A 25,124-nucleotide genomic window follows, 5' to 3' on the forward strand; every position below is an offset into this window, starting at 1 on the left:
ACCTACCCGCCCGGCGGCTAAGCGGGGCAGAACCCGACCCTCCCCCCAGGTGGTCGCTTGCGGCACCCACCCAGGGTTTGGCACTGCCCTCAGCGCCTGTGGAGAGTCGGTTTGTCATCATCCAATCGCTTCCAGCACCGCCTCACCCAGCGTTGCCGGGCTTTCGGCCACGACGATACCGGCGCTGCGCATGGCTTCGATCTTGTCCTCAGCACCGCCCTTGCCGCCGGCGACGATCGCGCCCGCGTGGCCCATGCGGCGGCCCGGAGGGGCTGTGCGGCCTGCGATGAAACCCGCCGTGGGCTTCTTGCGGCCCTTCTTGGCCTCATCCGCCAGGAACTGCGCGGCTTCTTCCTCGGCCGAGCCACCGATCTCACCGATCATGATGATCGAGTGGGTCTCGTCATCGGCCAGGAACCATTCCAGCACGTCGATATGCTCGGTGCCTTTGATCGGGTCGCCGCCGATGCCCACGCAGGTGGACTGACCCAGACCCACATCGGTGGTCTGCTTGACGGCCTCATAGGTCAGCGTGCCCGAACGCGACACAACACCGACCGAGCCGCGCTTGTGGATGTGGCCGGGCATGATGCCGATCTTGCAGGCGTCAGGCGTGATGACACCGGGGCAGTTCGGCCCGATCAGGCGCGAGTTCGAGCCTTCCAGCGCGCGCTTCACCTTCATCATGTCCAGAACCGGGATGCCTTCGGTGATGCAGACGATCACTTCCATCTCGGCATCAATCGCTTCGAGGATCGAGTCAGCCGCGAAGGGCGGCGGCACATAGATCACCGAGGCGTTGGCTTCGGTCACATGCTTGGCCTCGTGGACCGAGTTGAACACGGGCAAGTCCAGATGGGTCATCCCACCTTTGCCGGGGGTCACGCCGCCTACCATCTTGGTGCCATAAGCAATGGCCTGTTCAGAGTGGAATGTGCCCTGCGAGCCGGTAAAGCCCTGACAGATCACTTTGGTATTTTCGTCGATGAGGACTGCCATTTTGTGGAGTCTCCTTGTCAGTTAGATGCGCTCAAGGACGCACGAAAGTATTGTTTGCCGTTGTTCACGATCGTGGGTGTGAAGTTCATAACCGAACCGCCGCGCGAGTTTGTTCGAGTCGCGAAGGTGTTCGGATCAACGTCGATTTTCGCATTACCGTCAGTTCCTTGCGTGCTTCCTACTGCAAGCAACAAGCCGAGTTCCTCAGGTTTCTCTTTCGATGAGAAAACCATGGAGCAAACTTTGCCGGACGAGCCACGCGTCAGTTTGAATGACACATCTCGCTTGCCATCGTAGAAAGTTCCCGTTTTCGAGTGAGCTTGAAACCCGTTTTGGACAAGCACTTTCTTAGCCTTACGAAAGTTCGGGTAAGTTTTGGCGCAGACACCGACAAACAAGTTCGCAGTGTCCTCCAAGCCCAGGCCTTTGGTGCCTGGTTCGAGATCTTGAGCTGAGGCTGAAGAACCGAAGAAACCTGACATCAAAACTAGGCAAGCAGTTGCAAGAGAATGGCGAAAACCTTCGGTCACTTGCTTCAACCCTTAACCGCCTTCACGATCTTGTCGGCACCGTCTTTCAGGTTGTCCGCCGCGATCACGTCCAGGCCAGAGGTGTTGATGATCTCTTTGCCTTTCTCGACATTCGTGCCTTCCAGACGCACGACCAGCGGAACTTGCAACCCGACCTCTTTCACCGCGGCGACCACGCCCTCGGCGATGACGTCACAGCGCATGATGCCGCCGAAGATGTTAACCAGAATGCCTTTGACCTGCGGGTCCGAGGTGATGATCTTGAACGCCTCGGTCACTTTCTCTTTGGTCGCACCGCCACCTACGTCGAGGAAGTTGGCAGGCTCGGCACCATAGAGCTTGATGATGTCCATCGTGGCCATCGCCAGACCTGCACCGTTGACCATACAGCCGATCTCACCATCCAGCGCGATGTAGTTCAGGTCGTATTTGCTGGCTTCCAGCTCCTTCGGGTCTTCCTCGGTCGTGTCACGCAGTTCGGCGATGTCGGGGTGGCGGTAGACCGCGTTGCCGTCAAAGCCGACCTTGGCGTCCAGCACTTTCAGGTCGCCCTTGTCCGAGACGATCAGCGGGTTGATCTCCAGCATCTCCATGTCCTTCTCGACGAAGGCGTTGTAGAGCTGGTTCATCAGCTTGACGCATTGCTTGACCTGCGCGCCTTCCAGACCCAGCGAGAAGGCGATGCGGCGGCCGTGATAGGCCTGATAGCCGGTCGCAGGGTCGACCGAGAAGGACAGGATTTTCTCGGGCGTGGCGGCGGCCACCTCTTCGATATCCATGCCGCCTTCCGTCGAGCAGACGAACGAGATGCGGCTGGTCTGGCGATCCACCAGTAGGGCCAGATAAAGCTCGCGCTCGATGCCGGACCCGGCTTCGATATAAATGCGGTTGACCTGTTTACCTGCAGGGCCGGTCTGGTGGGTGACCAACGTGCGGCCCAGCATCTTTTTGGCCTCTTCGGCGGCTTCTTCCACCGATTTGGTCAGACGGACACCGCCTTTTTCACCGGCGTCGGCTTCTTTGAAGCTGCCTTTGCCGCGTCCACCCGCGTGGATTTGCGCTTTGACAACCCACAGGGGGCCATCCAGTTCACCGGCTGCGGTTTTGGCTTCCTCGGCGCGCAGAACCGCGCGTCCTTCGGAGACCGGAGCGCCATAGCTACGCAAAAGAGCTTTGGCCTGATATTCGTGAATATTCATCGAAATTGTCCCGTCTGACTACGATTAAGCCGTTATAGGCGTGTCTAGGGGACAAGTTTAAAGGCTTTTTTGACGAGAAAGAGGTTTTTCACGAAGATTTTCAGTATTTGTGATCACAGGTTTTTTGGGTGTGATCACAAATGCAATGCAGTTTAGAAAACGATTCGTTTGTGCGGCGCGACTGTCAGAAAACACATTCAAAATAACGCGTTTTCTGCGTTTGCGCCAACATTTTCGATCCTTGGATCTCAACGCAAGGGGTAAGAAAAAGGCCGGTCCGAAATTCGGGCCGGCCTTTAAGCTGTGGTCTGAAGGCTTTATGCCAGCGAGCTGTCGATACCCTTGCAGGCCTCAATCAGGCCCTTCACGGCGTTGACCGAGTTGTCAAAACCGGCCTGCTCTTCTTCGTTCAGCTTGATGTCGACGATACGTTCGATGCCGCCCGCGCCGATTACCGTGGGCACGCCGACATACATGCCTTCGACACCCAGTTCTCCATCGCAATAGGCGGCGCAGGGCAGAACGCGTTTCTGGTCTTTCAGATAGGCTTCGGCCATTTCGATCGCCGAGGTGGCAGGTGCATAGAAGGCCGAACCGGTCTTCAGCAGGCCAACGATCTCGGCACCACCGTCACGAGTACGTTGAACGATGGCGTCCAGCTTTTCCTGCGTGGTCCAGCCCATTTCGACCAGATCGGGCAGCGGGATACCGGCAACGGTCGAGTACCGCACCGATGGCACCATGGTGTCGCCGTGGCCGCCCAGAACGAACGCGGTGACGTCGCGCATAGACACGTTGAACTCTTCCGACAGGAAATGCGCAAAACGGCCCGAGTCCAGTACGCCCGCCATCCCGCAGACCTTGTTGTGCGGCAGGCCCGAGAATTCACGCAGGGCCCAGACCATTGCGTCCAGCGGGTTGGTGATGCAGATGACGAACGCGTCGGGCGCGTTTGCGGCGATGCCTTCGCCCACGGATTTCATGACCTTCAGGTTGATGCCCAGCAGGTCGTCGCGGCTCATGCCCGGTTTGCGAGGCACACCGGCAGTGACGATGCAGACGTCTGCGCCCGCGATGTCCTCGTAGGATTGGGTGCCCTTCAGTTTGGCGTCGAACCCTTCGGAGGGGCCGGATTCTGCGATGTCCAGCGCCTTGCCTTCGGGGGTGCCTTCGGCGATGTCGAACAGGACGACGTCACCAAGTTCTTTCATTGCAGCGAGGTGGGCGAGCGTGCCGCCGATCTGACCTGCGCCGATGAGCGCGATCTTGGGTCTGGCCATTTGGAATATCTCCGATGGGTTTTGAAATCGCGGTTGTGCTAGTCGGTAAAACGGATTTGTGCAAGGGTTCTGCTGCGTGGCATACAACCGCATACCGTTTTTCGTGGCGTCCAAGGGGCGCGATTCCTCAAGTTTCTGGAAGACCAAATGTTCGAACTGAACCTGATGTTCTTTGCGGTGGCGATCCCGGCGGTGATATTTGCGGGAATATCCAAGGGTGGGTTCGGGTCAGGCGTGGCCTTTGCATCCTCGTCGATTCTGGCACTGATCCTGACGCCCGGACAAGCGCTGGCGCTGATGCTGCCGATCCTGATGGTGATCGATGTCGCCACGCTGAAACCCTATTGGAAACGCTGGAGCTGGCCAGATTCCCGCTTGCTGATCCTGGGCGCGGTCCCCGGCATCGCGCTGGGCGCGTGGTTGTACCGCGCGACAGATGATGACCTGCTGCGCCTGCTGATCGGAGGAATCTCGGTCGGGTTCGTGATCTGGCATGTGGCGCAGGGCAAGGGTTGGATTCGCGGGTTCGCCAACCGTCTGCCGCCCTCGGCCGGGCTTTTTGCGGGGCTGGTCGCCGGGTTCACCAGCTTTGTCAGCCATGCGGGCGGCCCGCCCGCCGCCGTGTACCTGCTGTCGCAACGGCTGACAAAGACCGAGTTTCAAGCCAGCACCGTGCTGGTCTTCTGGGTCATCAATGCGGCGAAATTCGTGCCCTTCGCCTATCTTGGCCTGTTCACATGGCATACGGCGTTGGCGGATTTGCTGCTGACCCCGTTCGCCATCCTCGGCGCGTGGTTGGGCGTCCGGGCGCATTTCATGATGTCCGAGCGCCTGTTTTTTGGCATTGCCTATGTCCTGCTGACCCTGACGGGAAGCAAACTGATCTGGGACGCGCTGACTTAGACGTTGGGCGGCAGCGCCTCGGCCATATCCTCATAGGCCTGGCCCGAGGCAATCAGGCAGGTCATCCCGTCCGGCAGCGTCACCGTTATCGTCCAACTGCCGCTTGTGGCCGAGGCATAGACCTCCATCACTGCACCTTGTCGTGCGATGCCGATGCCCTGCCGAGTCTCGCCATGTGTTTCAGTCAGCCGCTTGACCACGTCTTCGCGGGGGCCACAGGTTCGCGCCTGCACCTGCCCGGCGGCCAGCACCATGATGCCCAGCCCCATCGTCATCTTGAATACTGTCTTTTTCATCCTTGCACCCTTTCGAATCCATCTGATGAGAAGGGTGAGCGCGACTGACCGAAATCCGGTTAAACCAACGCACGTTGCGTCGCGAATGCTGCAATGCGGCGATTTTGCCCTTGAACTTTCCAACAAAAAATGTCCCATTCCGCGCAACTTTATTTCTCAAGGGAGAGGCCAATGGACCCCCGTCAGCGCCCCTATCGTTCTGTTCTCTATATTCCCGGCTCAAAGGATCGGGCGCTGGACAAGGCGCGCAGCCTGCCTGTCGATGCGATTATTTTCGATCTGGAAGATGCGGTCGCAGCCGATGAAAAAAAGAACGCGCGTGAAACGCTCAAGGCCGCTCTGGCGGCTGGCGGCTATGGCGCGCGGGTCAAGATCGTGCGGATCAACGGGCTGGACACCGAATGGGGCCGCGCTGATGCCGAAGCGGTTCGCGACATGGACGCCGATGTGGTTTTGCTGCCCAAGGTGAATTCGGCCGCTGATGTGGACGCGCTGGCCGCGATCACTGGCGATATCCCGATCTGGGCGATGATGGAGACTCCGCGCGGGATGCTGAACGCCGCTGAGATCGCGGCGCATCCGCTGATGGCGGGCTTTGTGATGGGCACCAACGATCTGGCGAAGGAACTGCAAACGCGCTTCCGCCCGGACCGCCTGCCGCTGATGACCTCGTTGGGGCTGTGTCTGCTGGCTGCCAAGGCCGAAGGTTTGATCATCGTGGATGGCGTCTATAACGCGTTCAAGGATGACGACGGTCTGGCCGCAGAGTGTACGCAGGGCCGTGACATGGGCTTTGACGGCAAGACACTGATCCACCCGGCGCAGGTGGATATCACCAACGCCGCCTTTGCCCCGTCGGACGCCGAGATCGATCTGGCGCGCCGTCAGATCGCCGCTTTTGAGGAAACTGAGGCTCAGGGGCAGGGGGTCGCCGTGGTCGACGGCAAGATTGTCGAGAACCTGCACGTTGCAACTGCCCGCGAAATTCTGGCAAAAGCAGAGGCGATTTCAGCTTTGCAAGCGGGGTAGGCCAGCATGGGCTTTGTTCTTCTGATCTTGGGTGTGGCGCTTTGGTGGGCCGCACATCTGTTCAAACGCGTCGCGCCCGCGCGGCGTGCGGCTATGGGCAACGGTGGCAAAGGCGCGGTGGCGCTGGCACTGGTGGCGGCGATCCTGCTAATGATCTTCGGCTATCGCATGACCGATTTCATCTATGTCTGGGGGCCGCCGACCTTCCTGATCCACGTCAACAACCTGTTGGTTCTGATCGCCTTTTTCCTGATGAGCCCGGCGGGTCAAAAGGGGCGCATACTGAATAAGGTCCGCCATCCGATGCTGGGCGGGTTCAAGCTGTGGGCTTTCGCGCATCTGCTGGTGAACGGCGACCTGGCGTCGATCATCCTGTTCGGCGGCTTGTTGGCCTGGGCTGTTGTCGAAGTGATCGTGATCAACCGCAGCGAACCTGAATGGACCCCAGGCGAGCCCGGCACGTATGGCAAGGACGCGATGTTCTTTGCGGGATCGATCGTGCTGTTGGGCGTCGTGGGATACATTCACGGGTTGGTTGGCCCGTCTCCGTTCGGATCTTAAGAGGGTAAGATGGCGAAACTCTATCGTTTGCTGACCGAAGAAGATACATCAGTCTTCTGCCACAAAGTGTCTGACGCGCTGGCCAAAGGCTGGGAGCTGTATGGCGACCCGTCTTATGCCTATGACGCCGCAAACAGCATGATGCGCTGCGCGCAGGCCGTGACCAAAGAGGTCGAGGCCGACTATTCCTCTGATATGAAACTGGGACAGCAATAATGGCAAAAACCAATCCGGGCCGCTTTTTTGAGGATTATTCCGTCGGGCAGGTGCTGCACCACGCGGTGCCACGCACCGTGACCGATGGCGAACGCGCGCTTTACCATGCGCTCTATCCGGCGCGGCACGCGCTTTTCTCCTCGGATGAGTTTGCTCGGGCGTCTGGCCTGCCCCAAAGCCCGCTGGACGATCTGGCTGCATTTCATGTGGTGTTCGGCAAGACGGTGCCGGATGTCTCGCTGAACGCAGTGGCCAATCTGGGCTATGCCGAGGGGCGCTGGTTGTTGCCTGTCTATCCCGGCGACACTCTGCGGTCTGAATCCGAGGTGATCGGGGTCAAGCAGAACTCGAACGGTAAGACCGGAGTCGTCTATGTGCGCACCCGTGGCCTGAACCAGCGCGACGAGGCGGTCATGGAATATGTGCGCTGGGTGATGGTGCGTAAATCGAACCTCGATGCTCCTGCGCCCGAGCCGGTCGTACCGCAGCTAAAAAAAGTGCTTGAGCCGGGCGATCTGGTCATTCCGCAGGGGCTGAACTTCTCGAATTACGATTTTGCGCTGGCCGGTGAGCCGCATCGCTGGGGCGATTATGAGGTCGGCGAAAAGATCGACCATGTGGACGGCGTCACCGTGGAAGAGGCCGAGCATATGCTGGCCACCCGCCTGTGGCAGAACACCGCCAAAGTGCATTTTGATCTGACCTTCCGGCCCGAGGGGCGTTTGATCTATGGCGGTCACGTGATCTCGATGGCGCGGGCGTTGTCATTCAACGGTCTGGCGAACGCGCAGATGATCGTCGGGCTGAACGGCGGTGCGCATGCCAACCCCTGTTTCGCAGGAGATACGATCAAGGCCTGGTCCGAAGTTCTGGACAAGGCCGAAATCGGCGTGCCGGGCGTAGGTGCCATTCGGTTGCGACTGGTCGCAACCAAAGGCGGAGAGCCCTATGCGTTGAAAAACGAGGTAGGGAAATACCTGCCCGGCGTGCTGTTGGATCTGGACTATTGGGCGCTGATGCCGATCTAACCGGGCGTTGACATTCATGTGATCTCAGGGGCGGTGTTTCGTGCTACCGTCTGGTCATGATGCTGTTGCGGTCCATTCTTGTTTCTTTCTGCCTGTCGTCTTCGGCATATGCTTGTGATCTGGCCTTGGCGTTGGCCGTCGATGTCTCCGGTTCTGTGGATTCCAGCGAATACCGCATCCAGATGGACGGGCTTGCCGCTGGATTACGCGATCCGATTGTGTCCGAGGCTTTGGTGCGCGGTGATGCGCGGCTGATGCTGGTGCAATGGACCGGTAGCTCGCGCCAGCGGGTCACCATTCCATGGACCCGGATCGACAGTTTTGACGCGCTGGATCGCTTTGCCGAGGCTGTGGCGAATGACCCGCGCGTGTGGCGCAATTTCTCGACCGCAATTGGTGAGGCGCTGGAAACCACGATTGCCAGTTTCGACGGGGTGACCCAATGCACACGACATCTGATCGACCTGTCCGGCGACGGGATTTCGAACGAAGGGATCGAACCGGCCGAGCTGCACGGTAAGTTGCGCGACCGGGGCGTGACAGTGAATGCCATTGCGATTGAAGAAAGCGAACCAGACCTGACGGCCTATTTCTTTGAAAATGTCATCGTGGGTGAAGGGGCCTTTGTGGTTTCGGCTGCCGGGTTTTCGGATTACCCCGAGCGTATTCGAAAAAAGCTGTTGCGCGAAGTGACGCAGCAAACCGCTGGGCTGAAATAGCCAAAATCAGATTCGTGATCACATATGTTCACCGTTGAAATCGCTAACATTGAAGCGCCTGAATGGCTTTTGTGATCACACGAATAAACCTCGTGATCACAAATCTGCCTAATCGCAAATTTTAGGGTCAAATTGTCCCTTTTCGCACTTGCAGCGCGTGACAGAGGGGCAAAAACCAGTAAAACCATCGGTAGCCAACCGAAAAGGAGCCGCCATGGCCGATGTCAATCGGGGCAACCGCCCGCTGTCACCGCACCTGTCGATCTATCGTCCTCAGCTGACGTCGGTCACGTCCATCCTGACCCGCATCACCGGAAATGCCTTGATCGTTGCCGCGCTGCTGATCGTATGGTGGTTCCTTGCCGCTGCGACGTCGCCCGAGGCGTTCGAGCGTGCAAACTGGTGGCTGACCTCGGTTCTGGGTGATCTCGTGATGGCATTGTCGCTTTGGGGGCTTTGGTATCACTCACTGGCTGGTGTACGGCACCTGATCTGGGACAGTGCGATTGGTCTGGACCTACCCACAGCGACCAAGCTGGGCTGGGCGGTCGTGATTGGCTCGGTCGTCCTGACCCTGCTGACCCTGCTGATCGTAGCGTAAAGGAGGCTCATGATGCGTTATCTGACAGACCGCAAACGCGCGACAGGCCTGGGATCGGCCAAGGCGGGCACTGCCCATTTCTGGAGGATGAAAGTCAGTTCGGTGGCTTTGCTGATCCTCGTGCCGCTTTTTATCTTTACGTTTGGCCCGGTGCTGGGCCAGCCCTATGACGTTGTGCTGGACTATTATTCGCGCCCCTTCCCGGCGATTGTCGCGGCACTGACGCTGGTGATCGGGTTCAAACATTTTGCCGAAGGCGCGCAGGTCATGCTTGAGGATTATGTTCACGGCACCATGGAAAAGGTGCTGATCATCCTCACTACCTGCCTGTCATATGGCGCAGCAGCGGCTGGCGTGTTCGCCATCGCGCGCATTGCCCTTTAATTCCCGGAGCTGAAACAAATGGCTGCTTACGAATACGAAACACATGACTATGACGTGGTCGTTGTCGGTGCCGGTGGGGCCGGTTTGCGGGCAACTTTGGGTATGGCCGAGCAGGGCTTGCGCACAGCCTGTGTGACCAAAGTGTTCCCGACCCGCTCACACACTGTTGCGGCGCAGGGCGGGATCGCCGCGTCGCTGTCGAACATGGGTCCTGACCACTGGCAATGGCACATGTACGACACCGTAAAGGGCTCGGACTGGCTGGGTGATACCGACGCGATGGAGTACCTCGCGCGTGAGGCTCCTAAAGCCGTATACGAGCTGGAGCATTACGGCGTTCCCTTCAGCCGCACCGAGGAAGGGAAAATCTATCAGCGTCCGTTTGGTGGCCACACCACCGAGTTCGGTGAAGGCCCTGCCGTGCAACGGACTTGCGCTGCCGCAGACCGAACCGGGCACGCGATCCTACACACGCTCTATGGCCAGTCGCTGAAGAACAACGCTGAGTTCTACATCGAATACTTCGCCATCGACCTGATCATGTCCGACGATGGCCAGTGCCAGGGTGTTGTTTGCTGGAAGCTGGACGACGGCACCATGCACGTCTTCAACGCCAAGATGGTGGTGCTGGCAACCGGCGGTTATGGTCGCGCCTATTTCAGTGCCACATCGGCCCATACTTGCACCGGCGACGGCGGCGGCATGGTGGCCCGTGCGGGTTTGGCGCTTCAGGATATGGAGTTCGTTCAATTCCACCCGACTGGTATCTACGGCTCGGGCTGTCTGATCACCGAGGGCGCGCGGGGCGAGGGCGGCTACCTGACAAACTCGGAAGGCGAACGATTCATGGAGCGTTATGCGCCCCAGTACAAAGACCTCGCGCCACGCGATTACGTCAGCCGTTCGATGACGATGGAAATCCGCGAAGGCCGCGGTCATGGTGAGGGTGGCGACCACATTCACCTGAACCTCAGCCACCTGCCCGCCGAGGCTCTGGCGGAACGTCTGCCGGGGATTTCGGAATCGGCGCGTGTGTTTGCAGGGGTTGACGTGACCAAGGAACCGATCCCGGTTCTGCCGACCGTGCATTACAACATGGGTGGCATCCCGACCAACTATTGGGGTGAAGTTCTGAACCCGACTGCCGATAATCCAACGGGTGTCGTCCCCGGCCTGATGGCCGTGGGTGAGGCTGGTTGTGCGTCGGTCCATGGGGCCAACCGCTTGGGCTCGAACTCTCTGATTGACCTCGTGGTCTTTGGCCGCGCGGCTGCGATCCGTGCGGGCAAGGTTGTGGATGCTGATGCGGCGAACCCGGTTCTCAATCAGGCTTCGGTCGATAAGGCGTTTGATCGGTTCGACGCGGTGCGAAATGCCAGCGGGGCGGTCCCGACCGCTGACCTGCGGCTTGAGATGCAGCGCACGATGCAAGAAGATGCAGCCGTGTTCCGGACGTCAAAAACAATGGCGGAAGGTGTCGAGAAGATGACCGCGATCGCCGCCAAGATGGACGACCTTAAGGTCTCTGACCGATCACTGGTCTGGAACAGTGACCTGATGGAGTCGCTGGAGCTGACCAATCTGATGCCAAGCGCTCTGGCCACCATTGTAGGCGCCGAAGCACGCAAAGAATCGCGTGGTGCGCATGCCCATGAGGACTTTACCGAGCGTGATGACGAGAACTGGCGCGTCCATACTGTCAGCCGGGTGGAAGGCAACAAGGTCGACCTCAGCTATCGCCCGGTCATCGTGGATCCGCTGACAACCGAAGACGAAGGCGGCATCAGCCTGAAGAGAATCGCGCCCAAAGCGCGGACGTTCTAAGGAGAGGAACTTATGGTACAACTGACCCTCCCAAAGAATTCCCGGATCACGACGGGTAAAACCTGGCCCAAGCCCGAAGGCGCGACCAACGTGCGCAAGTTCCAGATCTATCGCTGGAACCCGGATGACGGGCAGAACCCGCGCGTCGATACCTACTTTGTCGACATGGACACCTGCGGGCCGATGGTTCTAGACGCGCTGATCAAGATCAAGAATGAGATCGACCCGACCCTGACCTTCCGCCGGTCCTGCCGCGAAGGCATCTGTGGGTCCTGCGCGATGAATATCGACGGGATCAACACGCTGGCCTGTATCTATGGCATGGATGAGATCAAGGGCGACGTGAAAATCTATCCGCTGCCGCATATGCCTGTGGTCAAGGACCTGATCCCTGACCTGACGCATTTCTATGCCCAACATGCCTCGATCATGCCGTGGCTGGAAACCAAGACCAACCGTCCCGCGAAAGAGTGGAAGCAGTCCATCGAGGATCGCAAAAAGCTGGACGGTCTCTATGAATGTGTGATGTGTGCCAGCTGTTCGACTTCGTGTCCCAGCTACTGGTGGAATGGTGACCGTTACCTCGGCCCCGCAGCCTTGCTGCACGCTTATCGCTGGATCATCGATAGCCGCGACGAGGCGACGGGCGAGCGGTTGGACGATCTGGAAGATCCGTTCAAGCTCTATCGCTGCCACACGATCATGAACTGCGCCAAGACTTGCCCAAAAGGTCTGAACCCGGCCAAGGCAATTGCTGAGATCAAGAAAATGATGGTCGAACGCGCGGTCTAATCGTTTTGCCAAAGCACTTGCCGGGTTGCGGCAGGTGCATGGCACATCTGCGATATTGTAGGGTGCGATAGACCTACAATGACCATATGTGCCTAGCGGGGAGGAATGATGGGATCACGAAGGATCGTTCCGTTGAGCACCGAGAACAAGAAAACCGACGCGGAAAACGCGCTGACCCTGCTCGAAGAGGCTTGGGACTATTACGTTCCAGAACAGGTTTTGCCTGAATTTGACCTCACTCCGGACCAGTTCGAATTCGCGAACGCGGCCTGACAACGGACCTTGCAAATAGTCCTGTGATCAGCAAAGCAGAGGGATGCCCGTTCTTCTGCTTCTTCTTGCTGCCGGTGTTTTTGCCTATTTCTTTTGGCGATCGCGCACCTCTTCTTTGACCAGAGATTGCAGGTGGCGGCAGCATCGCAAAGAGGGACAGTGGCAATGCAGTTTTTGCGGGGCCGTTGTCTCTTCTGAAGCAGAGCCTATGAAATGCCTCCGAGGACAGAGTTAGGAATAGCTTCCATCTGGGGTTTCCTAACCTGCATTTCTGCGCCACTTTCCACGACATGACTGACTTTGAAATTGTTGCCGTTCCTCCGCAAGACGCTGACGCGCGCCGCGCCGTCGCTCCTGTTATTTGCTATCCGAATGACGCTTTGCCCAAGCCGGATCTGAAATGGATGGGTTCCATTCGTGAAGGCGCAACGAAAACCGGTGAGGTGCTGATCCCTCCGCGAGAGGCCCGGTGCTTTGAGGTTCCCGCTGGGCATTTCTTCCGTATCACCTCGGTCGAAGGACCGCAGGTTGGCGATCTCAACCTGTGGAATCTGCACGACCTGTCAGAACGGTTCTATTCCGGTAAAAGCCGCGCTTTGCATGGCACGCATCTGACGGTCGGAGAGCATATGTGGACCAGTTTCCCCCACCTTCGACCGATGGCGACAATCGTTGCCGATACGCTGGGCTGGTACGGAATCGATGAATTCGGAGGTTCCGTGCATGACGTGATCGGAACGCGTTGTGACCCATACACCGGTAATCTGTTGTCCGGCACGCAATATCATCACTGCTGTCACTCAAACCTGACCCGCGCGCTGGCTGATCACTTGGACATTTCGCTGGCCGAAGCCGAACCGGCCGTGCACGATGTTCTGAACGTTTTCATGTGCACCGGTTTCACACGCGACACCGGGCAGTATTTCATGAAAGCGTCGCCGGTCAGACCCGGCGACTACCTTGAGTTCTTTGCCGAGATCGACCTGCTCGGAAACCTAAGCGCGTGCCCCGGCGGCGATTGCTCGGCTGAGCATTCGTCAGATGCAGCCCCCTGTCATCCCTTGTTGGTTGAGGTATTTGCTCCGACCGACGGCGCGCTGACGGGCTGGGAAAGCCCTGCGCACAATGGGTATAATGGGTCTCACGGTCGCTGAGACCCGCCACGGGCTAGCTTGCCGACGGGAAAGCCGCCTCTAGCGCAATTTCCACCATGTCGCCAAAGCTGCGTTCACGTTCGGAAGAAGGTAACGCCTCGCCAGTCAAAAGGTGATCAGATACGGTCAGAACGGCGAGGGCGCGGCATTTGTGGCGCGCGGCGAGGATGTAAAGCTCGGCGGCTTCCATTTCGACGCCAAGGATTCCGTGGCGCACCATTTGTTCGTTGAGATCAGGGCGCTCATCGTAGAACACATCCGAGGAATAGATGCCGCCGACATGGGTGGGCGTGCCTTTGGCCGCAGCGGCATTGGCCGCCGCCTGCAGCAGGCCCCAATCGGCACAAGGCGCGAAATTCAGTTCCTTCAGGATGCCACGCGACGGAGTGCTGAGCGTTGTCGACGTCATCGCCAGAATAACGTCGCGCACTTTCACACTGTCTTGCATCCCGCCGCACGATCCAATGCGGATCAGGGTTTTGGCGCCATAATCGCGGATCAGTTCATTGGCATAGATAGACAGCGACGGCATTCCCATTCCGCTGCCCTGGATTGTAACCGGATTTCCCTTCCAATTCCCGGTAAACCCAAGCATGCCACGCACGTCGTTAATCTGTTTCACACTGTCCAGAAACGTCTCAGCCGCCCATTTCGCACGATAGGGATCGCCCGGCATTAGAACAGTTTCGGCAATATCGCCTTTTTCGGCACCAATATGGATTGTCATTTTGAGACCATTTCGATTCAGATTTCCAGATCAGAGATATCCGCGCCGGATTTCAATGCATCGTGAACCCATTGTGGTTTACGTCCGCGACCTGTCCAGGTTTGAGCTGCGTCCGAAGGATTGCGGTATTTTGCTTTTGCTTTCGTGCCTTTAGACGTACGCGGGGCGTCTCCGGACAGTTCGGAAAGTGAAAACCCGAATTCCGCCGCCGCCTTTTCTGCTGCCTTCAACGCCTCTTGTCTTTCCCGTTTTTCGGCGGACTTCAACGCCTTTTCAATCCGGCCGCGCAATTCCAAAAGCTCTTTTCGCGACATGTTTTCAAGATTGATCCCCATCAGTCTTCTCCCAACCAAAAACTATTACGAGTGGATGTAATTGAGGACCGTAATTCCAAACAAAAAAATTATCCATCCCCTTAATTAAGGGGATGGTTCACGGTAAAAACAGGCGAAATTCAGGCTTATTCAGCGGCCACGTTTTGCGGATCGACCAAAGTGACAATGTCGCCCATAATCGTGTTAAGCTCAAAATTCTTGGGTGTGTAGATTTTTGCAACGCCCATCGCCCTGAGCCGCGCGGCGTCTTCGTCTGGAATGATCCCGCCGACAACGACAGGGACATCGTGCAGCCCGGCCTCACGCAATCGGGCCATGACGTCCTGGACCAGCGGAATGTGGCTGCCGGACAGGATCGACAAGCCAATGACATGCGCTTTGTCCTCAATCGCGGCGTTGACGATTTCCTCAGGTGTCAGGCGGATACCTTCATAGCTGATGTCCATGCCGCAATCGCGGGCGCGGAAGGCGATCTGCTCGGCCCCGTTCGAATGCCCGTCCAGACCCGGCTTGCCAACGAGGAATTTCAAGCGGCGACCCAGCTTGTCACTGACCGCATCCACGGCGGCGCGCAGATCGTCCAGCCCTTCGGTCTTGTTCGAAACCGAGCCTGAAACGCCGGTCGGGCCGCGATAGGTGCCATAGACCTTGCGCATTTCTTCTGCCCATTCGCCGGTGGTCACACCCGCCTTGGCTGCGGCAATTGAGGGTTCCATGACATTGGCCCCAGTTTGAGCCGCCTCGCGCAGAGCGGCCAGAGCGGCCGTCACCGCGGCATCATTGCGTTCGGACCGCCATTCATTCAGGCGGTTGGTCTGTTCCTGTTCCACCGCCGGGTCGACAACCATGATGCCGCCGTCTTCGGTTTCCAGCGGTGAGGGTTCGCCTTCGGTCCACTTGTTCACGCCGACCACGATGGTTTCGTTGCGTTCGATGCGGTTCAGGCGTTCGGCGTTGGAGTCTACCAGGCGGGATTTCATGTATTCGATCGACGCGACCGCTCCGCCCATCGAGTCCAGATTGGCCAATTCGGCGCGTGCGCCCTCTTTTAGCTCCTCGACCTTGGCGTCCACGGCCGGATTGCCGTCAAAGAGGTCGCCATACTCCAGCAGGTCGGTCTCGTAGGCCAATATCTGTTGCATCCGCATCGACCACTGCTGATCCCACGGGCGCGGCAGGCCAAGGGCTTCGTTCCACGCAGGCAACTGCACTGCACGGGCCCGGGCTTTCTTCGACAAGGTTACGGCCAGCATCTCAATCAGAATGCGGTACACGTTGTTTTCCGGTTGCTGCTCGGTCAGGCCCAGAGAGTTTACCTGGACGCCATAGCGGAAGCGGCGGAACTTGGGGTTCTCAACGCCGTAGCGTTGTTGCAGAATTTCATCCCAAAGATCGACAAACGCCCGCATTTTGCACATTTCGGTGACAAAGCGGATGCCAGCATTTACGAAAAACGAAATCCGTCCGCACAGCGCCGGGAAATCCTCGGCCGGGACGCGCGGGCGCAATTCATCCAGTACCGCGATGGCCGTCGCGAGGGCATAGGCCAGTTCCTGTTCCGGTGTCGCACCGGCCTCTTGCAGGTGATAGGAACACACGTTCATCGGGTTCCATTTGGGCACGTTCGAATAGCAATACTCGGCGACGTCCGCGATCATTTTCAAAGACGGCTTCGGCGGACACACATATGTGCCGCGGCTCAGATACTCTTTGATCAGATCGTTTTGAACGGTGCCTTGCAGCTTGGATACGTCCGCGCCCTGTTCCTCGGCCACCGCAATATAAAGCGCCAACAACCACGGTGCGGTGGCGTTAATGGTCATCGAGGTATTCATTTGCTCCAGCGGAATCTGGTCGAACAAAACCCGCATGTCGCCCAAATGGCTAATCGGCACGCCCACCTTACCGACTTCGCCGCGTGCCAGTGTGTGGTCGCTGTCATATCCGGTCTGAGTCGGCAGGTCGAAAGCCACCGAAAGACCCGTCTGCCCCTTGGCCAAGTTCCCGCGATACAGTGCGTTTGACGCCTTGGCGGTGGAATGACCGGCATAGGTTCGGATGAGCCAGGGGCGATCTTTCTGCGTCTGCGTCATAGCAAGGCCTCACATCTCGGTTGAGCAAGAAAATTACGTTACGAGGTTCTAAAGCGTAATTTTCGGGATATGTCAATTCGCTGCGTCGCGGCATATTCGGTTCTTGCGATTGTAGGACGCAACGTTTGCTGTCAGGGTGCGCGCATGACTCAGACCGTGGAGCTTCCGCTTTGGCTGTTTTTGCTGATCCTGGTGTTTGCCGCGGTCACACTGGCCTCGCATTTCCTGTTCCCGTCCGTGCGTTGGTTCTTTCGCCGCAGGCTTGAACGCGCGGTAAAGCGGTTAAACAAGCGGCTGCAACGGCCGATACAGCCGTTCAAACTGGCCGAACGGCACGACATGATCCAGCGCCTGATCTATGACCCGCAAGTTGGGCAGGCGATTCAGGATCATTCCCGTGAAACCGGCGTTCCCGAAGCCGTTGCCTTTGAGCAGGCTCGCCGATATGCGCGCGAGATTGTGCCTTCGTTTTCCGCCGTGGCCTATTTCAGCATCGCGATCCGACTGGCCCGGATGCTGAGCAATGCGTTCTATGATGTGCGCCTCAGCTATCGCGACGAGGAGGCCATTAAGACGATCGACTCCGATGCGACGGTGGTGTTCGTGATGAATCACCGCAGCAATATGGACTACGTTCTGGTCACATATCTGGCAGCGCAACACTCGGCATTGTCCTATGCGGTTGGCGAATGGGCTCGGGTCTGGCCACTTAGTCGCCTTATCCGCGCAATGGGAGCCTATTTCATACGCCGCAAATCGGGCAGCGAACTGTATCGTCAGGTTCTGGCCTGTTATGTGCGGCACGCAACCGAAGCCGGGGTAACGCAAGCCATGTTCCCCGAAGGCGGGCTGAGTCTGACCGGTGCCTTGGGACGGCCCAAGTTGGGCTTGTTGAAATACATCATCGATGGCGCAAAGCCCGAAGGTAACGACGTGGTCTTTGTGCCCGTTGCTCTGAACTATGATCGCGTGCTTGAGGATACCATATTGACGAGGGCGGCGTTGGGCACCGAGCGACGGTTTCGCGCCCGTATCGGTGTGATTACGGTCTGGATTCTCAAGCAAATCGGGCAGCGCCTAATTGGGCGCTACAGGCGGTTCGGGTTGGCCTCCGTCCGCTATGGCAAACCGATCTCGTTGCACGCGTTCCAGGTCGAACATGGGCAAGATATCATGACCGATCTCGCACGTGAATTGATGTCCCGAATTCGTGATGCGATTCCGTTGGTTCCCGCCCCTGCTATCTGTCGCTTGATACAAGAGCGCGGCGAATTGCTTGAGGACGAGGTAAGAGCTCTGGTGTCGGATGACATGCGACGCGACGGAACCTTGGCCGATCCCGACGACAAGGCAATCACCGAAGCATTGGACCAATTGGTACAGCGTGGTATCCTGAAGCAGGTGGATGGAAAAATAACTCAATCAGGTCAAAGAGTTGACCTGCTGGCCTACTACGCGGCCTCGGCCACGATGGGTGCAATGCGCGCGGATGCTGCAGGTGCGAGGGAAATTTCTGCATCTGCTGGGTCATAAAATTACAAAATGACCTCAAAATCTATTGCATTATTTCCTGAGGCCCAATATTCCATCTGTTAACGCACGCGATTCTGCGTCGCGGCGAAGGGTTAGAATAAAGGAGGCCAACATGGCTCTGGACACCGACAGCGGTATCGCGTCCTACGACGCGCCGGAAAAAGACCTCTATGAGATGGGGGAAATCCCTCCGATGGGTTTTGTGCCCAAGCAAATGTACGCATGGGCGATCCGCAAGGAACGTCATGGTGAACCGGACACGGCCATGCAGCTGGAAGTGGTCGATGTTCCCAAGCTGGACAGCCACGAGGTGCTGGTTCTGGTGATGGCCGCTGGCGTGAACTACAACGGCGTATGGGCGTCATTGGGCAAACCGATCAGCCCGTTTGACGGACACGGTCAGCCTTTCCACATTGCGGGGTCCGATGCCTCGGGCATCGTTTGGGCCGTGGGCGACAAGGTGCGTCGCTGGAAAGTGGGAGACGAGGTCGTAATCCACTGCAACCAGGATGACGGTGACGACGAAGCGTGCAACGGTGGCGACCCGATGTATTCGGACAGCCAGCGGATTTGGGGATATGAGACCCCTGATGGTTCATTCGCGCAGTTCACCAATGTGCAGGCGCAGCAGCTGATGCCGCGTCCCAAGCATCTGACCTGGGAAGAAAGCGCCTGTTATACGCTGACGCTGGCCACCGCCTACCGGATGCTGTTCGGCCACGAGCCGCACGACCTGAAGCCGGGTCAGAACGTTCTGGTCTGGGGCGCATCGGGCGGTCTGGGTTCTTACGCGATCCAGCTGATCAACACTGCTGGTGCGAATGCGATCGCTGTGATCTCGGACGAAAGCAAGCGTGATTTTGTTCTCGGCCTGGGCGCCAAAGGCGTGATCAATCGCAAGGACTTTAACTGCTGGGGACAGCTGCCGACGGTCAACACGCCTGAATACGCCGAGTGGTTCAAAGAGGCCCGCAAATTCGGCAAGGCCATCTGGGATATCACTGGCAAAGGCGTGAATGTCGACATGGTGTTCGAACACCCCGGTGAAAGCACCTTTCCGGTTTCGACATTCGTGGTGAAAAAGGGCGGTATGGTTGTGATCTGCGCTGGCACCACCGGCTACAACCTGACCTTCGATGTGCGCTATATGTGGATGCACCAAAAGCGCCTGCAGGGATCCCACTTTGCGCATCTGAAACAGGCAGCCGCCGCGAACCAACTGATGGTCGAGCGTCGCCTGGACCCGTGCATGTCCGAAGTATTTGCATGGGGTGAACTGCCCGATGCGCATATGAAGATGATGCGCAACGAGCACAAGCCGGGCAATATGTCGGTTCTGGTTCAGGCCCCCCACACTGGTATGCGCACTTTGGAAGAGGTTCTAGCTGCGCGCGATTGACGCACCCTATACTCGATCAATGAACACCCGCGGGCGCGTGATCGCTCTGCGGGTGTTTTTTTGACCGGGCAATATAAAAAACAATAACTTACACGACCGCGCCCCGCTATTTTTGGGGAGTAGAAAGCAGCGAATATGCCACAACTTACCATACATGTTATGGTTGTATTAACCCTTCGTTAACTATTTCGGGGACACCCTGATGGCGCAAAATGAGTGGATTTTGGACGTTTTGTCGGATCTCAATGCGTTTGCGCTGGCGAACGGGTTGAGCGCGCTTGCCGAGCAGTTGGATGACGCCCGGTTGATAGCAGCGGCCGAGATTGCGACCAAGCAGGATGAGGCACGCGCGCCCGCGAATGGGAACACACTACGAATTGGGTCAAATCCCCGAGGATTTGGAAAACACCAACACGCTTGAGGAACTGACCAGTGTCGCACTTCGGCTGCGCGGCATTCTGGACATCGATCACATCATCTATCACTGGGTCGACGGCGCGGGCGAGCAATATGGCTATACCACATATCCCGACGCCTGGGCTGAACGGTATCAGGACAGAAACTACCATCGCATCGATCCGGTCATTCTTGGGTGTTTCCGGCGATACCATCCTGTCGACTGGAAACAGCTCGACTGGTCCGGCAAGGCTGTCAAAGCCTTTCTGTCCGATGCGCGTGACCACGGGGTTGGCAACCAAGGATATTCTATTCCGTTGCGTGGTCCGGGCGGGCAGTTCGCCCTGTTTACGGTTAACCACACTTGCGATGACGCCGCGTGGCAACGCTTTATTGCCAAATTTGGTCGTGACCTTATCCTGATTGCGCACTACACCAACCGGAAGGCGCTGGAATTCGCAAAGGAGCGGCGGCCTGATACGGTGCGTGCGCTATCACCACGCGAGATCGACGCAATGACATTATTGGCGCTGGGCTACAGCCGTGCCCAAGTTGCGCATTCTCTGTCGATATCCGAGCATACTTTACGAGCCTATATCGAAAGCGCCCGGTCGAAGCTGAGCGCTCATAACACGACTCACGCCATCGCGACGGCACTCAGCCGAGGGTTAATAGTCGTTTAACGACCGTTCGGTGGTCGCACAGTTAATTAACCATAAGTTCGTACCCCCTTTGTTCCAGACATGGACGACAAGGGGAACAATTTATGTTGCGATATCTTTATGCCGACGAGCTGCACAATTACCCGGCCTTGGCCGAAGGGATGTTTCGGGACCGCGCGGATCAGTTCAAGACGCGGTTGGGTTGGGATGTGGACGTAAACTCCAAGGGGGAAGAACGGGATCAATACGATGATCTGAACCCTCTCTATGTGATTTGGGAAGAGGCTGACGGCAGTCATGGCGGCTCAATGCGGGTGCTTCCTACGACCGGTCGGGTCATGGTGAATGAAGTTTTTGGGCATCTGACCGGAGGTGAACCGGTGCGCAGCCCCATGATTTGGGAAGTGACGCGGTTCTGCCTTTCACGCACCGCCAGCCCGCGCACCGCAGGTGCGATCATGCTCAGCGGAGGTGAGATGATGGAAGGCTTTGGGTTGACCCATATAGCCGGCGTCTTTGATGCGCGAATGATCAGAATCTACCGCATGATCGGGTCTTCGCCGATTGTGCTTGGGTCCGAAGGGACAGGGCGCGATCAGATCTCGGTTGGCCTGTGGCCCTATTCTTCGGACGATTGCAACCGTGTGGCTGAACGGGCAGGTATCCCGCGTGAGCTGTCCAGACTGTGGTTTGCAACCGCTTTTGGTTCGGCAAAGCAACACCGCTTCGCCCTGTCCGCATGATCTTTGGAAAAACGGAATCCGCATCTGGCGGGTGTCGGCGCGTCCCTGTAGGGTCGCGCCATGCCATTGCCCCAAGTCACCTTCTCTGAAGACCAGGCCGCCGCTTTTGACAGCATCGCAGAGATGTTGCGCTCGGCAGGTGTAGACCTGGAAGACGATGCGCTGCTAAAGCTGCCCGGCGATGGAAAATCGGGTGTTATGGCCGTCACTGGCAAGGCCGGATCGGGCAAAACTCTATTGCTGGCAGAGCTTTATAAGGCGCTGGCCGAGACAGGCGTGAACCTGATATCCGGCGATTTCGAAAGCCGGAAGTCGCGCGACAAGCGTAGTCTGGCGATCCTCGCCCCGACAAACAAAGCCGCCAGTGTGCTGCGGTTACGGGGTGTGCCTGCGACGACCATCCACCGCATTCTCTATACACCCGTCTATGACCCCGAATACGAACGCATTGCTGAATGGTTGGCAGGTAATGACGAGCGACCCGAGATTGAAGGGCTGACCAACGAAGCATTGGATCGCGCCGCCGCGTTCTATGCAAACAACAAATCCATACCCGGTGCTTTGGCAGCCGCCGGGCTGCGTGGCTCAGACTTCATCACCGGCTGGAAGCGCCGAGAAGAACCGCTGGACATAGGGTTTGTTGACGAGGCGTCGATGCTGGATGACCGGCAGTTCGAGGATTTGAAGGAAATCTTCCCGACGCTTTTACTGTTCGGTGACCCGGCGCAGCTGGCACCGGTCAATCAATCGGGTTCCATGGTGTTTGATGGCTTGCCAGAGCCGCGAAAGCTCACCCTGAATCGCGTGCACAGGCAGACCGCTGACAACCCCATTCTGGACCTCGCGCATGCGCTGGCGGACCCAGCCATGGGTTTTGAAGATTTTGAACGCCTGGTTGAAACCACCGCCCGCACCGATGACCGGGTCGTCTGGGGTCAGCGGGTCGAGGTCGACCTGATGGCCCGCAGCCCGGTTCTGGTCTGGCGCAACGCAACACGCGTCCGTCTGATCCAGGCGTTCCGCAGCGTGCACGGCGCGCCCGAAACCGAGCTGCTCGAAGGGGAACCACTGATTTGTGACGGCATCGAATTGCCGCTCAAACATCGGAAGAAACGCTTGGACCTTGAGGCGCGCGGGCTGATCAAGGGCGCGCAAGTGGTCTATCTTGGGCCGGGCCGGAAACCGGGGTTTTCGCGGTTGCACGTCATGGGTGCCGAGGACCCTCAGGTCAGCGCCGCGTCCATCGTGCAGATCGAGAAACCGGATGAAGAAGAACCGTTCATCCCCTACGCCGCGCGGATGGGCGCGACTTTTCTGCACGGCGCTGCCGTAACCATCCACAAGGCGCAGGGGTCGCAGTGGGACACGGTTCAGGTCTTTGCGCCGGATATCTACGCAGCCGCGCGGATGGGGCGCACCGAGGCGGGGCAACCGTTGTGGAAACGGCTGGCCTATGTAGCAATCACGCGAGCGCAAAACCGGCTGATCTGGGTCGTGCGCAATCGCTTGTCCAAGCCGACGCACCTGCTGCGGGTCGATGATCTGAGGGCAGTACCCGCCGCATCGCTGACATTGGAAGCCGAAGACCTATAGGGCCAACGGGTTTTTACAGGTCAAACATCGAAAACGCGCTATTTTTCTCTAAGAAGGCGGAACGCCGTAGACGCCCCCCAACCGGCGGCGATGGCGATGACCAAGGACATCAGCCCATACCAAACCGGTTGTTCCCGGGACATGTTGAAAAGAAAACGCTCCAGCCCGACTTTTCGCACATCGATGATCGTCTCGAACTGCGAAACCACCCGGCCGCCGCGGGTCAGGAAGATGCGCGCCGCATAGTCGCCCTCGATCAAATCCGCGGGCATATCGATCGATGTTCGAAACAGCGTCTGTTCATCTACGGCGACGGTGTTCTCGCGGACCGAGTAGAGGCCTTCATCCTCGCGAATGCGCATCACAGCCTCGGCGAAATTCTGCGCGCCCTGAATGTTCATGTCGGCACCCACCAATCGGATCGCGCGTTCAATCGAAACACTGTGGCGCAGGTCTTCGGTGTTGGTCAGAACGTCAGGCAATGGGGCGCTGGTTGCAACGGCATAGAAACTGGGCGCAAGGTCCACCATCACGCTGTCGGTATTCACCCAAATCCCGAACTTCTTTTCCTTGCGGCGCACCATCACCGGGGCAGAAGGTCCGACCACGGACACGATGACTTCAAGCGGCGGGCCTTCTGGAATTGGAGCCTCGCGCTTCACCGCACCAAAAATCAGGATTTCCGAGCCGTCGAATGTGGCCGTGATCGACACGCGATCCTGGCTGAGGCCCAGAACGACCTCTTCCTCGACCGCAAGCGCGGGCAGGGCAAGAAAACAGAGCGCGGCGACCAGCCGAAGCATCTCAGTGCCCTCCCGCTTCGCCGAGCGAATACAATTCGCTTGGTTGCAACAGCAGATCCAGTGCCAACTTGCCGCAGACCACAAGGACCAGGGCGGCCAGCAGAACGCGCAATTGCTCGGCTGGCATGCGAGCCCCGATCACCGTACCGATCTGTGCCCCGACGACACCGCCCACCAGCAGCAGCACCGCCAGCACCACATCAACGGTGTAGTTGGTCGTTGCGTGCAGCATGGTGGTGAAGGCGGTCACGAAGATGATCTGGAACAGCGAGGTGCCGACAACCACTTTGGTCGGCATGCCCAGCAGATAGATCATTGCCGGGACCATGATGAAACCGCCGCCAACGCCCATGATTGCAGACAGGATGCCGACAAGAAGCCCAACGGCCAGCGGTGGAATGACCGAGATATACAGACCGGATGTACGGAACCGCATCTTGAAGGGCATCGCGTGGATCCAGCCGCGCTGCCGACGCTTTGGCGCAGTTGCACCTGCCCTGCGCGACTTTCGCAGCGCATTCACGCTTTCGACGAACATCAGACTGCCGATGACGCCCAAAAACACGACGTAACAGAGTTTGACCAGCAGATCGACCTGCCCCAGGCTTTTGAGATAGTTGAAGACAACCACACCCAACGCCGCGCCGATCAAGCCGCCCGTCAAAAGCACAGTGCCCATTTTTAGGTCCACCGTTCGACGCCGGAAATGCGCCAAAACTCCGGAAAACGAAGATGCGACGATCTGGTTGGCTTCGGTGGCGACGGCGACTGCTGGTGGGATGCCGATGAAGAACAAAAGCGGCGTCATCAGAAACCCACCGCCAACCCCGAACATGCCAGACAGAATGCCGACCATCCCCCCAAGGCCGAACAGTAGAAACGCATTCACTGAGACTTCGGCAATCGGGAGGTATATCTGCATGGCGTCTTCTAAACGGGGTTGGGCGAGCCCGGCGATGCGGCAGAGCTTGCGGTCACGAAAAACTCAATAGAAGGAACGCGCTGCGCAAATTTGGCCGCTGAACTCACCGTCGTGAGCGCCGAGGCGAGCA

27 protein-coding genes are annotated in these 25,124 nt (G+C 58.2%); 17 read left to right on the top strand and 10 right to left on the bottom strand.

Annotated elements, in window-relative coordinates:
- Positions 1 to 117: 117 nt before the first annotated feature.
- The 4 genes from sucD to mdh form a co-directional block, all read right to left on the bottom strand.
- Positions 118 to 999 (bottom strand): succinate--CoA ligase subunit alpha, encoded by an 882-nt coding sequence (gene sucD / locus ACR0CR_RS10025; RefSeq protein WP_480598562.1) that lies wholly within the window; start codon positions 997 to 999, stop codon positions 118 to 120.
- A gap of 17 nt (positions 1,000 to 1,016) precedes the next feature.
- Positions 1,017 to 1,538: a hypothetical protein gene (locus ACR0CR_RS10030; protein ID WP_480598564.1), complete on the bottom strand. Its 522-nt coding sequence runs from the start codon at positions 1,536 to 1,538 to the stop codon at positions 1,017 to 1,019.
- Positions 1,535 to 2,728 (bottom strand): ADP-forming succinate--CoA ligase subunit beta, encoded by a 1,194-nt coding sequence (gene sucC / locus ACR0CR_RS10035; RefSeq protein ID WP_480598566.1) that lies wholly within the window; start codon positions 2,726 to 2,728, stop codon positions 1,535 to 1,537. Before sucC ends, ACR0CR_RS10030 begins: the two co-directional genes overlap by 4 nt.
- A 317-nt stretch (positions 2,729 to 3,045) precedes the next feature.
- Complete coding sequence (gene mdh, locus ACR0CR_RS10040) at positions 3,046 to 4,008, bottom strand: malate dehydrogenase (RefSeq protein ID WP_480476439.1); 963 nt, start codon at positions 4,006 to 4,008, stop codon at positions 3,046 to 3,048.
- 147 nt (positions 4,009 to 4,155) lie between these two features.
- Between mdh and ACR0CR_RS10045 the strand changes: the two genes are divergently transcribed.
- Positions 4,156 to 4,911, top strand: a complete 756-nt coding sequence (locus ACR0CR_RS10045; protein ID WP_480598568.1) for a sulfite exporter TauE/SafE family protein — start codon at positions 4,156 to 4,158, stop codon at positions 4,909 to 4,911.
- Here ACR0CR_RS10045 and ACR0CR_RS10050 read toward each other — a convergent pair.
- Positions 4,908 to 5,207 carry a hypothetical protein gene (locus ACR0CR_RS10050; RefSeq protein ID WP_480598571.1) on the bottom strand — a complete coding sequence of 100 codons (300 nt, stop codon included), beginning with the start codon at positions 5,205 to 5,207 and terminating at the stop codon, positions 4,908 to 4,910. The two genes, ACR0CR_RS10045 and ACR0CR_RS10050, sit on opposite strands and share 4 nt — an antisense overlap.
- A gap of 171 nt (positions 5,208 to 5,378) precedes the next feature.
- On the opposite strand from ACR0CR_RS10050, the gene ACR0CR_RS10055 reads away from it, so the two are divergent.
- From ACR0CR_RS10055 to ACR0CR_RS10105, 11 genes are all read left to right on the top strand, one after another.
- On the top strand, positions 5,379 to 6,236 hold the full coding sequence (locus ACR0CR_RS10055; RefSeq protein ID WP_480598573.1) for an HpcH/HpaI aldolase/citrate lyase family protein: 858 nt from the start codon (positions 5,379 to 5,381) through the stop codon (positions 6,234 to 6,236).
- Between the two features lie 6 nt (positions 6,237 to 6,242).
- Entirely contained in the window at positions 6,243 to 6,797 is a 555-nt protein-coding gene (locus tag ACR0CR_RS10060; RefSeq protein ID WP_480598575.1) for an NnrU family protein, read from the top strand.
- A gap of 9 nt (positions 6,798 to 6,806) precedes the next feature.
- Complete coding sequence (locus tag ACR0CR_RS10065; protein ID WP_480598578.1) at positions 6,807 to 7,013, top strand: DUF1737 domain-containing protein; 207 nt, start codon at positions 6,807 to 6,809, stop codon at positions 7,011 to 7,013.
- Complete coding sequence (locus ACR0CR_RS10070; protein ID WP_480598581.1) at positions 7,013 to 8,041, top strand: MaoC family dehydratase; 1,029 nt, start codon at positions 7,013 to 7,015, stop codon at positions 8,039 to 8,041. The genes ACR0CR_RS10065 and ACR0CR_RS10070 overlap by 1 nt, the downstream gene beginning before the upstream one ends.
- Before the next feature lie 56 nt (positions 8,042 to 8,097).
- The gene (locus tag ACR0CR_RS10075) at positions 8,098 to 8,760 is read left to right on the top strand and encodes a DUF1194 domain-containing protein (protein WP_480598582.1); all 663 of its coding nucleotides are present in this window, start codon (positions 8,098 to 8,100) and stop codon (positions 8,758 to 8,760) included.
- Between the two features lie 214 nt (positions 8,761 to 8,974).
- Positions 8,975 to 9,361: a succinate dehydrogenase, cytochrome b556 subunit gene (gene sdhC, locus ACR0CR_RS10080; RefSeq protein WP_480598584.1), complete on the top strand. Its 387-nt coding sequence runs from the start codon at positions 8,975 to 8,977 to the stop codon at positions 9,359 to 9,361.
- Positions 9,362 to 9,373: 12 nt separating this feature from the next.
- Positions 9,374 to 9,745 (top strand): succinate dehydrogenase, hydrophobic membrane anchor protein, encoded by a 372-nt coding sequence (sdhD, locus tag ACR0CR_RS10085; protein ID WP_480598585.1) that lies wholly within the window; start codon positions 9,374 to 9,376, stop codon positions 9,743 to 9,745.
- Between the two features lie 18 nt (positions 9,746 to 9,763).
- Positions 9,764 to 11,569 (top strand): succinate dehydrogenase flavoprotein subunit, encoded by a 1,806-nt coding sequence (sdhA, locus tag ACR0CR_RS10090; RefSeq protein ID WP_480598587.1) that lies wholly within the window; start codon positions 9,764 to 9,766, stop codon positions 11,567 to 11,569.
- Between the two features lie 12 nt (positions 11,570 to 11,581).
- Positions 11,582 to 12,361 (top strand): succinate dehydrogenase iron-sulfur subunit, encoded by a 780-nt coding sequence (locus ACR0CR_RS10095; RefSeq protein WP_170657542.1) that lies wholly within the window; start codon positions 11,582 to 11,584, stop codon positions 12,359 to 12,361.
- Between the two features lie 108 nt (positions 12,362 to 12,469).
- Entirely contained in the window at positions 12,470 to 12,634 is a 165-nt protein-coding gene (locus ACR0CR_RS10100) for a hypothetical protein (RefSeq protein WP_480598588.1), read from the top strand.
- 290 nt (positions 12,635 to 12,924) lie between these two features.
- Positions 12,925 to 13,788, top strand: coding sequence for an urea carboxylase-associated family protein (locus ACR0CR_RS10105; RefSeq protein WP_480598589.1), 864 nt, complete (start codon positions 12,925 to 12,927; stop codon positions 13,786 to 13,788).
- Positions 13,789 to 13,801: 13 nt separating this feature from the next.
- Here the strand turns inward: ACR0CR_RS10105 and deoD are convergent, their stop codons facing one another.
- From deoD to ACR0CR_RS10120, 3 genes are all read right to left on the bottom strand, one after another.
- Positions 13,802 to 14,515 (bottom strand): purine-nucleoside phosphorylase, encoded by a 714-nt coding sequence (gene deoD, locus ACR0CR_RS10110; protein WP_480598592.1) that lies wholly within the window; start codon positions 14,513 to 14,515, stop codon positions 13,802 to 13,804.
- Positions 14,516 to 14,532: 17 nt separating this feature from the next.
- Positions 14,533 to 14,850 (bottom strand): H-NS histone family protein, encoded by a 318-nt coding sequence (locus tag ACR0CR_RS10115; protein WP_480598594.1) that lies wholly within the window; start codon positions 14,848 to 14,850, stop codon positions 14,533 to 14,535.
- Positions 14,851 to 14,975: 125 nt separating this feature from the next.
- Entirely contained in the window at positions 14,976 to 16,943 is a 1,968-nt protein-coding gene (locus tag ACR0CR_RS10120; RefSeq protein WP_480598596.1) for a methylmalonyl-CoA mutase family protein, read from the bottom strand.
- Positions 16,944 to 17,087: 144 nt separating this feature from the next.
- On the opposite strand from ACR0CR_RS10120, the gene ACR0CR_RS10125 reads away from it, so the two are divergent.
- The 5 genes from ACR0CR_RS10125 to ACR0CR_RS10145 all read left to right on the top strand — a co-directional run bounded on the left by ACR0CR_RS10125 (position 17,088) and on the right by ACR0CR_RS10145 (position 23,269).
- Positions 17,088 to 18,476 carry a 1-acyl-sn-glycerol-3-phosphate acyltransferase gene (locus ACR0CR_RS10125; RefSeq protein ID WP_480598598.1) on the top strand — a complete coding sequence of 463 codons (1,389 nt, stop codon included), beginning with the start codon at positions 17,088 to 17,090 and terminating at the stop codon, positions 18,474 to 18,476.
- A 112-nt stretch (positions 18,477 to 18,588) separates the two neighbouring features.
- On the top strand, positions 18,589 to 19,875 hold the full coding sequence (gene ccrA, locus ACR0CR_RS10130; protein ID WP_480598599.1) for a crotonyl-CoA carboxylase/reductase: 1,287 nt from the start codon (positions 18,589 to 18,591) through the stop codon (positions 19,873 to 19,875).
- 359 nt (positions 19,876 to 20,234) lie between these two features.
- Positions 20,235 to 20,954, top strand: coding sequence for a helix-turn-helix transcriptional regulator (locus ACR0CR_RS10135; protein WP_480598600.1), 720 nt, complete (start codon positions 20,235 to 20,237; stop codon positions 20,952 to 20,954).
- Between the two features lie 83 nt (positions 20,955 to 21,037).
- Positions 21,038 to 21,676 carry an acyl-homoserine-lactone synthase gene (locus tag ACR0CR_RS10140; RefSeq protein ID WP_480598601.1) on the top strand — a complete coding sequence of 213 codons (639 nt, stop codon included), beginning with the start codon at positions 21,038 to 21,040 and terminating at the stop codon, positions 21,674 to 21,676.
- Between the two features lie 60 nt (positions 21,677 to 21,736).
- On the top strand, positions 21,737 to 23,269 hold the full coding sequence (locus tag ACR0CR_RS10145) for an ATP-dependent DNA helicase (RefSeq protein ID WP_480598602.1): 1,533 nt from the start codon (positions 21,737 to 21,739) through the stop codon (positions 23,267 to 23,269).
- Between the two features lie 38 nt (positions 23,270 to 23,307).
- Here ACR0CR_RS10145 and ACR0CR_RS10150 read toward each other — a convergent pair whose 3' ends face one another.
- Positions 23,308 to 24,072 (bottom strand): TIGR02186 family protein, encoded by a 765-nt coding sequence (locus ACR0CR_RS10150; protein ID WP_480598604.1) that lies wholly within the window; start codon positions 24,070 to 24,072, stop codon positions 23,308 to 23,310.
- 1 nt (position 24,073) lies between these two features.
- Complete coding sequence (locus ACR0CR_RS10155) at positions 24,074 to 24,994, bottom strand: sulfite exporter TauE/SafE family protein (RefSeq protein ID WP_480598605.1); 921 nt, start codon at positions 24,992 to 24,994, stop codon at positions 24,074 to 24,076.
- Positions 24,995 to 25,124 lie beyond the last annotated feature (130 nt).

Source organism: Ruegeria sp. AM2, assembly GCF_056540685.1.

Coding starts and splice junctions, on each gene's coding strand:
- sucD (WP_480598562.1), bottom strand. CDS start 999: ATGGCAGTCCTCATCGACGAAAATACCAAAGTGATCTGTCAGGGCTTT.
- sucC (WP_480598566.1), bottom strand. CDS start 2,728: ATGAATATTCACGAATATCAGGCCAAAGCTCTTTTGCGTAGCTATGGC.
- mdh (WP_480476439.1), bottom strand. CDS start 4,008: ATGGCCAGACCCAAGATCGCGCTCATCGGCGCAGGTCAGATCGGCGGC.
- ACR0CR_RS10045 (WP_480598568.1), top strand. CDS start 4,156: ATGTTCGAACTGAACCTGATGTTCTTTGCGGTGGCGATCCCGGCGGTG.
- ACR0CR_RS10050 (WP_480598571.1), bottom strand. CDS start 5,207: ATGAAAAAGACAGTATTCAAGATGACGATGGGGCTGGGCATCATGGTG.
- ACR0CR_RS10055 (WP_480598573.1), top strand. CDS start 5,379: ATGGACCCCCGTCAGCGCCCCTATCGTTCTGTTCTCTATATTCCCGGC.
- ACR0CR_RS10060 (WP_480598575.1), top strand. CDS start 6,243: ATGGGCTTTGTTCTTCTGATCTTGGGTGTGGCGCTTTGGTGGGCCGCA.
- ACR0CR_RS10065 (WP_480598578.1), top strand. CDS start 6,807: ATGGCGAAACTCTATCGTTTGCTGACCGAAGAAGATACATCAGTCTTC.
- ACR0CR_RS10070 (WP_480598581.1), top strand. CDS start 7,013: ATGGCAAAAACCAATCCGGGCCGCTTTTTTGAGGATTATTCCGTCGGG.
- ACR0CR_RS10075 (WP_480598582.1), top strand. CDS start 8,098: ATGATGCTGTTGCGGTCCATTCTTGTTTCTTTCTGCCTGTCGTCTTCG.
- sdhC (WP_480598584.1), top strand. CDS start 8,975: ATGGCCGATGTCAATCGGGGCAACCGCCCGCTGTCACCGCACCTGTCG.
- sdhD (WP_480598585.1), top strand. CDS start 9,374: ATGCGTTATCTGACAGACCGCAAACGCGCGACAGGCCTGGGATCGGCC.
- sdhA (WP_480598587.1), top strand. CDS start 9,764: ATGGCTGCTTACGAATACGAAACACATGACTATGACGTGGTCGTTGTC.
- ACR0CR_RS10095 (WP_170657542.1), top strand. CDS start 11,582: ATGGTACAACTGACCCTCCCAAAGAATTCCCGGATCACGACGGGTAAA.
- ACR0CR_RS10100 (WP_480598588.1), top strand. CDS start 12,470: ATGGGATCACGAAGGATCGTTCCGTTGAGCACCGAGAACAAGAAAACC.
- ACR0CR_RS10105 (WP_480598589.1), top strand. CDS start 12,925: ATGACTGACTTTGAAATTGTTGCCGTTCCTCCGCAAGACGCTGACGCG.
- deoD (WP_480598592.1), bottom strand. CDS start 14,515: ATGACAATCCATATTGGTGCCGAAAAAGGCGATATTGCCGAAACTGTT.
- ACR0CR_RS10115 (WP_480598594.1), bottom strand. CDS start 14,850: ATGGGGATCAATCTTGAAAACATGTCGCGAAAAGAGCTTTTGGAATTG.
- ACR0CR_RS10120 (WP_480598596.1), bottom strand. CDS start 16,943: ATGACGCAGACGCAGAAAGATCGCCCCTGGCTCATCCGAACCTATGCC.
- ACR0CR_RS10125 (WP_480598598.1), top strand. CDS start 17,088: ATGACTCAGACCGTGGAGCTTCCGCTTTGGCTGTTTTTGCTGATCCTG.
- ccrA (WP_480598599.1), top strand. CDS start 18,589: ATGGCTCTGGACACCGACAGCGGTATCGCGTCCTACGACGCGCCGGAA.
- ACR0CR_RS10135 (WP_480598600.1), top strand. CDS start 20,235: ATGGGAACACACTACGAATTGGGTCAAATCCCCGAGGATTTGGAAAAC.
- ACR0CR_RS10140 (WP_480598601.1), top strand. CDS start 21,038: ATGTTGCGATATCTTTATGCCGACGAGCTGCACAATTACCCGGCCTTG.
- ACR0CR_RS10145 (WP_480598602.1), top strand. CDS start 21,737: ATGCCATTGCCCCAAGTCACCTTCTCTGAAGACCAGGCCGCCGCTTTT.
- ACR0CR_RS10150 (WP_480598604.1), bottom strand. CDS start 24,072: ATGCTTCGGCTGGTCGCCGCGCTCTGTTTTCTTGCCCTGCCCGCGCTT.
- ACR0CR_RS10155 (WP_480598605.1), bottom strand. CDS start 24,994: ATGCAGATATACCTCCCGATTGCCGAAGTCTCAGTGAATGCGTTTCTA.